This window comes from Tropicimonas sediminicola (assembly GCF_900188335.1).
Classification (GTDB): Bacteria; Pseudomonadota; Alphaproteobacteria; order Rhodobacterales; family Rhodobacteraceae; genus Tropicimonas; species Tropicimonas sediminicola.
Map to the genome: position 1 here is coordinate 14,414 of NZ_FZOY01000015.1, position 11,790 is coordinate 26,203.

Sequence of the window (11,790 nt, forward strand, 5' to 3'; positions counted from 1 at the left end):
GGTCCTCCCTTATGCGACCGGCTTGACCAGCATCCGGCCGCGCATCTCCATGTGGAGCGCGTGGCAGAACCACTGGCAGTAGTACCAATGCACGCCCGGACGGTCGGCGGTGAAGGTGATCGAGGCGGTGGCCTGCGGGCCGACCTCCATCGCGACGCCGTGGTTGCCGAGGGTGAAGCCGTGGGTGAGGTCGTCGACGTCGTCCATGTTGGTGACGTAGATCGTGACCTCGTCGCCCTGGGTGACCTCGAACTGCTCGAGGCTGAAGGCGGGCGCCACGGAGTGCATGTAGACCCGGACCTTGTTACCGTCACGGATCACGTCGGCGCCCCAGTCGAGGTCCACGCCGTCCTTCTCGGCCTGGATGCGGGCCTCCTCCCAGAGCGGGTCGCCCCGATCATAGACCGATGCCGGGTTCACCTTGTCGGCGCGCACGAGGATGCAGTCGTGCGGCTCGGCGAAGGTCGGGCCATCGTGCACGAGCGCCATGCGCTCGCCGGAGATGTCGATCACCTGGTCGTTCTCGGGCTTCAGCGGGCCCACGTTCAGGAACCGGTCCTTCGAGAACTTGTTGAGCGAGATGAGAAACTTGCCGTCGGCTTCCAGCGTCTCGCCCATGGTGGTGTGGTTGTGACCGGGCTGGTAGTGCACGTCGATCTTTTCGACGATCGGGTCCACGTCCTCGCCATTGAAGGCTCGCACGGCGTCTTCGAGGCTCCACTTCACCATCTGGCTGTCGAGGAAGAGCGTGGTAAAGGCGTTGCCCTTGCCGTCAAAAGCGGTGTGGAGCGGGCCGAGGCCCAGTTGCGGTTCGGCTACGACGGCGGAGCGGGGCTCGGCGCCGGCAAAAACCTCCGGCAGCTTCGTCACGTCGACGACGGTGACCGTGGGTGAGAGCTTGCCGTTGATGCACAGGTGCCGCTTGTCGGGCGCCATGTTGCAGCCGTGCGGCGAGTTGGAGACGGGGATGTATTGCGTGTACTTGCCCGCCTTCCGGCCATCGAGCACCTTGACGCCGTTGTATTCCTTGTAGTCGCCTGCAGCGACGCCGGCCTCGATTGCCTTGATGTCGAAGACGACGACCCAGTCCTGCTCGTTGGCGGTCATGTCGGCGAGGGTGACGCCGTTTTCCGAGTTGTAGCAGGTCGAGAAGGCGTAGAGCCCGTCGTAGTCGGCGTCGCAATTGTCGAGGTTGCCGTCCACGATCACCTGCCAGGCAATCTCCATCGTGTTGCCGTCGATAGCGGTGAAGATCGAGACGTACTTGCTCGGATCGTCCAGCACCACGCCGTCGTTGGGCAGCGGCACCCGGTGCTCGCCGTTGGCGAAGACGTAGCCGGTGCGCGGATATTTCTGCGGTCGCAGGCCGTGGATGTCCGACGTGTTGGGGATCTCGATGATCTTGTCGGTCTTCATGATGTCGCAGCGAATGCGTGCGACACGGGTGTTGGCCTTGTCGTTGGCGAACAGGTAGCGCCCGTCATATGTGCCATCGGTGAAGGACATGTGCGGGTGGTGCAAGTCGCCATTGTCGTAGGTGAGCTTGCCGCTCTTGGCGAGGAAGTCCTTCGTTTCGGGCATCAGGCCCTCGGTGAGGATCTTGAGGCTTTCCCGCGTCGAGCCCCATCCGGTGGCGGAGCAGCGGTTGAAAACGGGGATGCGCATCAGCTCCCGCATTGAGGGGACGCCGATGATGCGCACCTCGCCCGATTGGCCGGACGACCAGAAGCCGTAGTAGCTGTCGAGTTCGCCCGGTGCGACCTCGACGGAGCCTGCGGCGGCTGCCGCGCGCGGAGCGCCGACAAGGCCGAGGCTGCCGCCGGTGATCGAGGCCAGCGCCGCGACGCCCGCCGATCCCTTGAAAAGTCCCCGGCGCGTCATGCCGTTCTGCGTGTCACTCATTGGATTTCCCTCCGTCATTTGACTCTTGCAAGCTGGTTGGGGTGGCCGAGGTTCGGCCGTTCGCCATGGGCCGCCAGAGAGGCCGCCGATTCCGCGATCTTTGCGCGCCGCCTGTCGGACTTGATGACGACCGGGCAGCGGGTGTGGTCCTGGTAGAGCACCTGGCAGTTCAGGCAGGAGATGCATTCGTTGGGGTTGATCTCGCCGGTCGGATGGATGGCCTTCACGGGGCAATCGGTGGCGCAGATCTGGCAAGGGCTGCCGCATTCCTTGTAGCGCTTGAGCCATTGGAACATGTGCAGCCGGGCCGGGATGGCGAGGCCGCCGCCCAGCGGGCAGACATAGCGGCAGTAGAAGCGCTCGATGAACAGCCCCGGCGCAAGGCAGGCCAAGGCGATCAGCACGTAGGGCAGGGGGCGCGCGAACTTCAGGATGATGGCCGTCTTGAACGGCTCCACCTCCGCAAGGCGCTCCGCCAGCTCGAGCGAGTAGAGCGAGGCTCCGAACAGCCCGAGGAACAGCATGTATTTCAGCGCCCAGAGCCGCTCATGCAGACCCCACGGCAGAGTGACCTGCGGCACGCCAAGGCGGCGGGCGATCTTGTTTGACAGCTCCTGCAGCGCCCCGAACGGGCAGAGCCAGCCGCAATAGGCGCCGCGCGCCCAAAACAGCAGCGCCGCGGCCACGGCGAACCACAGGATGAAGATCAGTGGATCCATCAGGAAGGTCTGCCACTGGAAGTCGCTGAAGAGCGCATTGGCCACGGCCATCACGTTGACCACCGAGAGCTGCGCATTGGCGATCCAGCCGACGAAGACCAGCGTGAAGGCGAGATAGGCGTTGCGCAGTGCCGTGAAGACACGGGCGTTCCGAGTAGCGTAGGACTGGAAGAAGAAGATGCCGGTCAGCAGGGCGAGGGCGGCCGCCAGAACCACGACCTGCGTGCGCTTGGTCTGCCAGATCCGCTGCCAGAGGGCGTCGCGGGCCTGTGCGTCGGTTGTATCTGCAACCGGGGCGGACGCGGGCGTCGGCGCGATGGTGCGCGTGTAGGGTTCCGGAAGCTCGTATCCGAGGTCGTAGGTCAGGAAGACTTTCTCGATGGGACCGACGGCGCGGCTTACGAGGAACTGCAGCCGGTAGGGCGCGGCGGGGTCGAAACCGGTATCGGCCGGGATGATGAACAGATCCATCTCCGGGAACTCGGGCGCCCCGGCGGCGGCGAGATGCACGACGCGGCTCTGCTCGCGGTCGCGGAACCGGTGCGAGATCTCGCCCTGGATCATCTGGAAACGGTCGAAAATGCCGCCGCGCACGTAGCCCGACCCCTTGAAGGACCATCGGCCGGCGCCGAACACCGCAATCGCCTCGTCCCCCGGCTGCAACCGCTCTGCGAGGTTTGCGTAGGCGGCGTCGCCGAGCAGAGAGCGGCCGATCGCGGGCTGGCTGACCAGCGCCGTCCAGACGTCCACCTGGGCGTCGTCGTCGGGGCCCGGCTCAGCGTGTTTACCGGTGCGCGGATCGCCGAGCGCCGCGAAATCAGCATTGATCGTCGCGACATCCAGGCTCAGGCGCCGCAAGGCCCCATTGCCGGCCAGCGTCTCCCAGTCCGCGACCTCACCGGCGTCGTGGTCGATGGTGCGTGTGGGCCCGGCCGGGACCTCGGCCGCAAACCCCTTGAGGCCGAGCGCCCGCGCGACCTTGATCCCGGCCCGCAGGATGGAATCGTCGATGACCATGATGGTGACGGTCGCGCCAGAAACGATCTCCAGATCTCCGGCATCCCGCGCGCCCGACGCGCCCCGCAGGTCGAAACCGGCATAATGGTCGATCACCGCGCGGATCTCGCTCTCCGGGATGCCGACCAGTACGATCGGTTCGGAATGCTTGACCAGTTTCGCGCCGGTCAGCCGTGCATCAGGAGATAGGCCGGCGACGATGTGGATCGGCTTGCCGGAGTAGCCGGTCGTGGGCACGAAGTCCGATGTCAGAAATACCCAGCCGACGGTCTCCGCACCGGCAAGCGCTGGCACGATGCCGTTCTCGTCCGGTGTGCCTAAGGCTGTTGCCCCTGGCACCAGCTCTGCCGGTGTCACGTCGTCGAGAAAGCTGGAGATCAGGACGTCCGCATTCACCGGTGCGGCAAGGCACAGAAGAACAAGTAGTGTCCTCGCCACAATGGTGATTGCATGGGCCATCTCCACGCTCCCTTTCCCGCGCCCGCTTGGGGCTCTGGAACGTGTGACTAGCGATCTTGGAGCGGCGGAAGTTTGCGCTTGCGCAAACTTATGGACGATCATTCCCTCAAGATGGCCCGGTCGCCGCAAAAAAAACCATGAATGACGGGGGATGAGCCCGATCAAGATGGAGCAAATCAGACTCCTCCTTGCCTTCTGCCCGGTTCTCCAATCGGAGAAAGAAGCTCAGGCTTGGTCGCCACCGGCTCCAGACGTTCGCCATCTAATTGACGACAAGAAGTGATCTCGCGATGCGCTTCGCCTGGGCATCTATCCCAGCTTCTGGGTCGGCTCGCGGAACTCCCATTTGATGAGCCTCAAGGTGACGCTTACTTATTAGGGCAATCTTGCGGCCATCAGGAAATGGGCCGCTTCGATATTCGACGAGGTGAACCGTTCCTTGGAGAGCGATTTCAACCGGCGCTGACCGATCGCGCTCCATCGTAGCCGAAACTCCTTCGGTGACTCAGACCGATTGTCTCGGAGGAGAAGCGCCCATTCGGAAGCTAAGTCATCTCGACCGTCGACGAGTGGATCAGGCCCACGTTTGTAGGAGGCGAAGTGACTGAAGGCGAGGCCGCTACGCAGCTGTGATTGGGCTTGCACCCTTGGTGGTCGTTCAACGTACTCCACGCGCCGTACCAACCTATCATCCGAGTCATCATCTGATATGGCCTGCACCAGTCAGATATGGTGGCGTCAGTGCGGCCGGTCTGGAGGAGCTGTCTGCGTCAGAAGTTGGTCGCTGACGAGGTCAGCTGCATGCGCTCCAGTCGACCATAGTCTTCAGATAATTCACTAATCGCCTTCTAAGCCGGTTCTTAAATGGATCGAGCCCTTTGCGAGGAATAGTTCCCTCGCGGCGTTGATGATCAATGCGCGGGACAATTCGAGGTAGCCACACGCCGTACGCGGCGTGGAGGGTGCAAGGAGCGAACTGGTCATCGAGCGAAGTCGTTCTCTCGAAACTCAATCGGGGAGGCCTCCCTTGTCCTCCGACGGATCGCTAAAAGCCTTCTATCTCAGTCGTGAACGCAACACAGCTGAAGAGCGATACATGACGAACAGCCCTACCGCCGCATTCCTTTCTACCGCCATAGAGAGCTCAGGTTTAACACAGCGAGAGATCGCGGGCCGTGCAGGCCTTCCCAAGCCGAATGTCCTGTCGATGATGAAGCGGGGAGAGACCAAGGTGCCCATCGAGCGTATCCCCGCACTCGCCGAGGCCTGCGACTGTGACCCGCAGGAATTTCTTCGGATCGCGATGACGGAATATCACCCGGAAGCCTGGGGCGTTTTGAATGTTGTCTTTGACCCGAAGTTGTCTGACCGGGATCTGGGAATTCTTCGGATGCTGAACATGGCAGACCCCCGGGGAGAGATCACATGGAAGAAGCAAGACAGCGAGATCATGATTGCCTTGTTCAGCTACATCCTTGGTTGGATGCGCTACGTGGGTGAAGTGCCCAAGGAATAGGGAAAGGCTACGGGTCCACCTAGACAAGAAGTCCTAGGTGGACCTAGGGCCCTATGACGGTCGTCCCTGAGCGCGAAAACGCGTCCCGCGTCGATCCTTGGAGTTTCTTGATTCCCAATACCTTGCCGGAGGCCCTAGATACTGCATAGCCATGACCTGCGAGATTTCGTTGGTATGATCGGGGATGACATCACGCCACCATCAGGTCGCTCTCAAGCTTGGCGAACATCGTCAGATCTTCCTCCGGATTTTCGAATAGATGGCCGTACGTATCCATCGTCATGTTGATCGTCGCGTGACCGAGGAGCGTCTGGATCTTCTTCGGGTTCCAGCCCTGCTCGATGAAGAGCGAGGCCGCTGCGTGTCGTAGCGAATGCACGGCAAACTTTGGCTCGCCCTCAGCGTCGACGATCCCGTTCTCGATCAACATGGGCTTGAAGATGCGGTTGTAGAAGTTCGAGTAGCTCTGCACCTTGCCCACCGAGTTGGGGAACACAAGGTCGATGTCGCTCTTCGGTCCTCCTTCTTTCCACGTCGCCAGCGCGTTCTTCACCAGGGGAGCCATCGGGATGTCTCGAACGCCGGCACGGCTCTTCGGCGCACCCAGCTTTCCATGATCGTCTGCCCGCTGACGAACCAGGATCAAGCCGCGACCGAAGTCGACATTCTTCCAGGTCAATCCACGCAACTCCGAGATGCGCATGCCGGTAAAGAGGGCGGTGATGAGAAGCGCGCGGTGGCTCTCGGGTGCCTTGTCGATGATGGTCAGGATCTCCTCCTTGGTCGGGATGATGCGCTCTTCCCGTCCGCGGCTCGAGCGTTTCATTTTCACTTCGAGCCCCACGTTTGCCTGCATCCACTCTCGCTCCACAGCCTCCGAAAGGATCGAGCGCAGGCTGACCATGATCTTGCGCGTGAGCGCTTTCGAGACCCCGTCGTCGAGGAGTTCGTCCATGAAGTCCCGGACGTCAGAGCGCGCGAGTTCGGTGAGCAGAAGATCACCGATCCTCGGTTCGATGTGGATGTTTACGTGGCTGCGGTAGGCCTTCAGGGTGGAGGCTTCGAGCCCGTTGCGAACGGCGGTCTTCAACCAGGCCTCGCAGGCGTCTCGAACGGTCTTGTCGGTGTTTTTCATTTCGGGACCCGTTGCTGTTCACTGTTGAGCACATTATAGCAGGCGTGGGTCGCAGCGTCGGGCTAAAACCCTGAGGAGTATGGAAATTTCCGGAGTCCGCGCGTGATCGTCTGTCCGGTCCTGCCCGCGCCCTTCCGCCAGAAGAGATCTGTTTATGTTGTATCAACACAAAGAGGCGAACTGTGACTGACGTGCCGTCACGGGTGATAACGGGTCACATTGTCCTGAGCTATGGGCCCCGGCCGATCGGGAACATCGGACGACATCGGCCGGCGCGCGTCCAGGTCGAGGTCTTTCGGCGCGTTGCCGAGGTGTCGGGCGATGTAGGTCTTCGTCTTGGGTTCGATTATGCGCGCGCGATCGACAGCCTGGAGGCGCTGCCGCGTCTGAAGGAGCGCCTTGAGGAACTCAGAGCCGTGGGGCATGGGGCGATCTTTGTCGACGACTTGAGCAGGATCTTCCGTTTGTGTCCGAACGCGCGCCGGCCCGGGCTCCTGGATGAGCTGGAGCCTTATCGGCCCCATCTCTTTTGCGTGCGACAGGGAGGTCTGTTGAAAGACCTCTCACCCGATCTGATGAAAGTAATCCTCGTAAGTCCCGGCGGGCCCTGGAGGCTCAAACGAACGAGTCGTCTCCTAGCCGAAGAGAGAAGAGAGCAGACCCGGAAGGCGGTTGCAGCGTCCCGCAAGGCACGATCTGCCATGGCCGATGGCAAGGCCAAGGAGTTGGCGCAGATCGCGGACAAGCTTGCGGCCGACGGGGAGGGCAGGGCGACGTTCGCAGCCATTGCCAAGGAGGCGAACCGGTGTGGAATGACCACGACTCGCGGCAATCCTTGGACAAGCGCGAGTGTGGCGAGAGCGATCAGACGGATCCCCTCTCGCGCCAACGCGAGCTATGCAAAGATCGAGCCCGAGTGATTGCCCGGACCGCGCACGAGGGCTCGTGGGGTGCGCGTAGGGCGACGAGAGTGACTGGTCGCAGCTCCGGAGTGCTCAGTCGCGCGACTTGCGCACCAGGCGCGCTCCCACAGGTCCTCAGGCCCGTCTTCGCGACGATTTTACGCCGATCGAAGGAGGCGCTGGGAGGGCCACTCGGGTCTTTACTTCGCTAGAGGCGTTCGCGTTGCGCCATGCATTGCGTAAGAGCCTAGCGAACCCCTGCTCCATCGGCTGCCGCTCGGACCGGACTGAAAACAGGATCTGGATCAGGTTCGCCCGGATCAGCCGCTCCAGCGCAATCGAGGGGCGACCAAAATCGGCGTATAGCGCCTCGAACTCGGCGTCGAGACCGGCAAGCGCCTCGTTGACCACCTGCCGGATCTTGCGCAGCGGGTGCCGCGCCGGAATACGCGCCTCCAGATCGACATAGCCGAACAGCGACCCACTGGTCTCGTCCGTCCCGCGCATCCTCACACCCCGCCGTATCCGTGCGAAGGGTGAATCATGTTCCGCAGACCGGGTCGCGGGGCGACTTCTTCAGCAGCCTGTTTGGACTGCGCGCCTGCCTCGGCATTGCATACTTGGTTGGATCTCGCGGGATGGGAAGGCGCCTTCAGCGGGCCATCGCGCACAACGCCGTCACCGATCCGCCCCTCAACCTCAAGCCTGTCGCCTGCCTCCGGATATCCGTGCTTGAACCGGGGCAGTTCACGCCCATGTGCATCAACAAAGCCGCTATCCCGAGCGCAAAATCCCCCGGAGAAAACTCACTGCCCATGGCATTCGACCTCACAGCCTCGATCAAGGAAACCGCCCGCAAGAACCGCCCCAATGGAAAGGGCAAGCACACCGTCTTGCGCGACAGCGGAGTCACGCTCAACTACTACACGCTGCCGTACACCGGGAAGCGCTCGATCAACAAGGGGCGGCTCGAGTTGTGGCCCGACATCCACCTTGAAGACTACACTTTCAGCGCCGTGGTCGACTGGGTCAGAATTAGCTTTGACACAACCGGCTTCCATCAGGCCGTCAACATCAAACGGTGGGCGTCGACAATCGTGGATCGGGGGCAGACGCTCTATGTCTACGGTCCAAATGGCGAGAGGGGCTTCAAGGGCCATGAGTTCACTCTGACCCTACAGGACCCCACGCCGGATAGCCTGGACCGGCTTTGTCGCGCGATCGAGGGCAAGTACGAGATCGACACAGCAGAACGGCAAGCAATCCGGATAGACGGGATCGAAGTGTCGCTCGACATCTACCCGAACAACGAGACAGATGAAGACCGGCGCAAGATGACCGAGGCGCTTCGTCGCCATGTCGTCGTCCCGGAGATGTTCTGGGAAGATCGGCTTGCACACCCCAGAAGCACTTATGGGATTGGCTTCGAACGCAACAGACGAAACCCGACAGTCGAGGATCCCAAGCTGCAGCATAAGGTATTGAGCCGGGCGGCTACCCATCCGGCTCAGACACCGGCGCATTTCCGGGACCTTGACCCCGACGCCTATCGGCAGGCTCCGGTCGACGGCACGTTCTATTTCGGAAAGAGGAAGGGCGTAGCCATGGTCCGGATCCAGGACAAGGTCACTAATCAGCGCACGGGAACATGGGCAAGGAAGCTGAAGCAACATGAGAAACGCTCCCGGATCGAGGTCACTCTCGACCGCTTTGCTCTGAGAGGGCTCAAAGTCGAGTTCGAAGCCGATATCCGGGACCTGGGCTTTGATCACCTCGTGGCGGGCGTCTTTGCGACAAGCATGCTGACACTCGCCCCGGATGGAGAGGGAGCGGATTCAGACGAGTTGCGCGTGTTTGAGAAAGCTGGCGTGCTGGGGCTCGATCGCTATCAGAGGGCGAAGCGTATCCAGCGAAAGATCGAGGCGCGTGCCGGGAGCAGGAGCGAGAAACCGTCGCCTCTCCATATCACGGGACATAGAATTTCATGGGCGGCATTCCGACGGCGCAGCCGGAAGGCCCTCAAGAGGCTCGAGAAGCAGTGGGGCGGATAGAGGTCGGGTGGGGGAGAAGACACGGCGCGCGGATATTCCCCTGAAGCTCTCAAAGACAGAGAGTGAAAACTCTCTGTCTCATACAGTGATAAGGCACACTTTTGCCGCTCGCGATATCGCTCGCCGCCCTCCCTTGCGAACAAAGGGGCAGCGCTGTCGAGAACTATCGGTTTGATTTCGACCCAACAAGAATCTGGGGGTAAAAAAGTCAGCACTGACTTCGTCTAGCGTTGGCCCGACTTTTCCAGCGCGAACGGCAACCCGGAGACGGATCCAAGCAGTGTCCCAAGGGCTGGTGTATTTCCCGCCGGTAGCGCGGGCCGCTTGGCGGCCACGGTTGTTCTTTGGCTAAGGTTCGGATTGCCAAACTGACACATCACCGAGGAGATCAGCCATGACCAAGGACAGCCTATAAGAGACCGCAGCCTTGCGCGCGCTTTTGTCGGTGACCTCCGACACCCACCTGCTGGCGGAGATGCTCGGGTTCGTCGCCGATCGTCTCATGGTGCTGGATGTCGACCTACTCTGCGGCGCTTGGGCACACGAATGCAGCGCCGACCGGGTGAACCGGCGCAACGGATATCGGTCTCGAGCCTGGGAGACGCGCGCCGGGACGGTCGACAGTCCGGCCGCAAGCGCATTCAGCAACCCGCGCGTCGTCTGGAGCGTCTCGCCATCCCAGTTGGATACCTCGTACGTTCCGGCATCTTCCCGCGTGAGCCATCCTGACCTTGCGCCGCTCGCCCGCTGCCTGCTTTGATCCACGCCCCCGAGAAGGGGGCGACTCCAAGACGCGGAAGACGACGCCCGCGTGATGGATGTTTCGATCCACGCCCCCGTGAAGGGGGGCGACTGTTGCCGACGAAATCGAGGGCAACGTTCATCTGGTTTCGATCCACGCCCCCGTGAAGGGGGCGACCAGGACCGGAAAAACGACCAACTCCTTGAGCGTGTTTCGATCCACGCCCCCGTGAAGGGGCGACATGCCGTAGGTGTCCTCGTCGATGGTGATCGCCGTGTTTCGATCCACGCCCACGTGAAGGGGGCGACGCGGAAGATGCGGCCGAAGGCGCTGGTCACGCTGTTTCGATCCACGCCCCCGTGAAGGGGGCGACACGTGGCCGACCGGCTGGAGCGGCAGGCGGCGCAGTTTCGATCCACGCCCCCGTGAAGGGGGCGACAATTGACCCACGCCATCCAGCCCGGCTCTGGGTCGTTTCGATCCACGCCCCCGTGAAGGGGGCTATGAGACCTTCTGGTCCTCGTCGCCTTTCCACAGCGTGTTTCGATCCACGCCACCGTGAAGGGGGCGATCGGCGCGGGCAACGTCTCCATGTCCATCCACGAAGTTTCGATCCACGCCCCCGTGAAGGGGGCGATATCGAGCTGCTAGGCCGCAAGCCGGAGCTGCGGGTGTTTCGATCCACGCCCCCGTGAAGGGGGCGATTTTCGTTCGCCAGAAGGCCGTCGCGGGTAGCGTAGTTTCGATCCACGCCCCCGTGAAGGGGGCGATCGCCTATCTGTATACCATTGTCAAAGAACGAGAAGCTCAAACCGTGTCGCGAACCGCATTGCAGCAAGGCGAATCCAGGCAGTCCATCAGACCTGGCGAATTCAATCGTTGTTTGACTTCAGTGTCACAACCGATATGCGAGCCCCTCGGCCGTGTTCGGCACGCTTGCGGTTCGCAGCAAGACCAGTCGCTTCGGAATCGCATTGAGACGGGAAACGATACCGCTCGCCCGTGGCTTGAACGCATTGCCCGGCGCACCTTGCTCAACAGAAAGCCGGAACACTTCAGATGACAAGGACGCCTCCCAGATCCGTCGCCGGCTTGGCACCGAAGTGTTCAATCCGACGTTTCCAGTTCGAGCCAAGGTAGTAGTATCGCAGACTGTCGAACTCCGGGCGGATAACCCGTTCCAGCCGCGCCTTCAGCATCGTCCATTGTGCGGGCTCGACCTCTACCTCGAACACCGAAAACTGCACCCGCTGGCCATAGTCCGTGCAGGCCCGGGCAACCTGCCGTAGCCGCTTCTTCCCGCCCTCCTCCAGCGTGTTCACGTCGTAGGTTACCAACACCAGCATC

Annotated in this window: 7 protein-coding genes and 2 pseudogenes; 4 read left to right on the forward strand and 5 right to left on the reverse strand. The window is 61.9% G+C overall.

Annotation, left to right across the window (positions count from 1 at the left end; all coding sequences use genetic code 11):
* Positions 1-9: 9 nt before the first annotated feature.
* Together nosZ and CHB86_RS23065 are read right to left on the reverse strand one after the other, a co-directional pair.
* Entirely contained in the window at positions 10-1,902 is a 1,893-nt protein-coding gene (nosZ, locus tag CHB86_RS23060) for a TAT-dependent nitrous-oxide reductase (RefSeq protein ID WP_089235474.1), read from the reverse strand.
* 14 nt (positions 1,903-1,916) lie between these two features.
* Positions 1,917-4,097, reverse strand: a complete 2,181-nt coding sequence (locus tag CHB86_RS23065; RefSeq protein ID WP_089235506.1) for a NosR/NirI family protein — start codon at positions 4,095-4,097, stop codon at positions 1,917-1,919.
* A 1,027-nt stretch (positions 4,098-5,124) separates the two neighbouring features.
* Between CHB86_RS23065 and CHB86_RS23070 the strand changes: the two genes are divergently transcribed.
* Complete coding sequence (locus CHB86_RS23070) at positions 5,125-5,613, forward strand: helix-turn-helix domain-containing protein (RefSeq protein WP_141134977.1); 489 nt, start codon at positions 5,125-5,127, stop codon at positions 5,611-5,613.
* Between the two features lie 190 nt (positions 5,614-5,803).
* Here CHB86_RS23070 and CHB86_RS23075 read toward each other — a convergent pair whose 3' ends face one another.
* Complete coding sequence (locus tag CHB86_RS23075) at positions 5,804-6,748, reverse strand: tyrosine-type recombinase/integrase (RefSeq protein ID WP_089235476.1); 945 nt, start codon at positions 6,746-6,748, stop codon at positions 5,804-5,806.
* A 182-nt stretch (positions 6,749-6,930) separates the two neighbouring features.
* On the opposite strand from CHB86_RS23075, the gene CHB86_RS24375 reads away from it, so the two are divergent.
* Positions 6,931-7,668 carry a hypothetical protein gene (locus CHB86_RS24375; protein ID WP_141134978.1) on the forward strand — a complete coding sequence of 246 codons (738 nt, stop codon included), beginning with the start codon at positions 6,931-6,933 and terminating at the stop codon, positions 7,666-7,668.
* A 240-nt stretch (positions 7,669-7,908) separates the two neighbouring features.
* Here the strand turns inward: CHB86_RS24375 and CHB86_RS23090 are convergent.
* Positions 7,909-8,157 (reverse strand): annotated as a pseudogene (locus CHB86_RS23090) (transposase); the annotation flags it as partial.
* Positions 8,158-8,465: 308 nt separating this feature from the next.
* On the opposite strand from CHB86_RS23090, the gene CHB86_RS23095 reads away from it, so the two are divergent.
* Both CHB86_RS23095 and CHB86_RS25365 read left to right on the forward strand, forming a co-directional pair.
* Positions 8,466-9,701 (forward strand): hypothetical protein, encoded by a 1,236-nt coding sequence (locus tag CHB86_RS23095; RefSeq protein WP_141134979.1) that lies wholly within the window; start codon positions 8,466-8,468, stop codon positions 9,699-9,701.
* Between the two features lie 427 nt (positions 9,702-10,128).
* Positions 10,129-10,323 (forward strand): annotated as a pseudogene (locus tag CHB86_RS25365) (transposase); the annotation flags it as partial.
* Positions 10,324-11,498: 1,175 nt separating this feature from the next.
* Here the strand turns inward: CHB86_RS25365 and cas2 are convergent.
* Complete coding sequence (cas2, locus tag CHB86_RS23100) at positions 11,499-11,789, reverse strand: CRISPR-associated endonuclease Cas2 (RefSeq protein WP_089235507.1); 291 nt, start codon at positions 11,787-11,789, stop codon at positions 11,499-11,501.
* Between the last annotated feature and the right edge of the window lies 1 nt (position 11,790).

Bases quoted from the DNA above. Each gene is read 5' to 3' on its own strand.
- nosZ (WP_089235474.1), bottom strand. From the start codon at position 1,902: ATGAGTGACACGCAGAACGGCATGACGCGCCGGGGACTTTTCAAGGGA.
- CHB86_RS23065 (WP_089235506.1), bottom strand. From the start codon at position 4,097: ATGGCCCATGCAATCACCATTGTGGCGAGGACACTACTTGTTCTTCTG.
- CHB86_RS23075 (WP_089235476.1), bottom strand. From the start codon at position 6,748: ATGAAAAACACCGACAAGACCGTTCGAGACGCCTGCGAGGCCTGGTTG.
- CHB86_RS23095 (WP_141134979.1), top strand. From the start codon at position 8,466: ATGGCATTCGACCTCACAGCCTCGATCAAGGAAACCGCCCGCAAGAAC.
- cas2 (WP_089235507.1), bottom strand. From the start codon at position 11,789: ATGCTGGTGTTGGTAACCTACGACGTGAACACGCTGGAGGAGGGCGGG.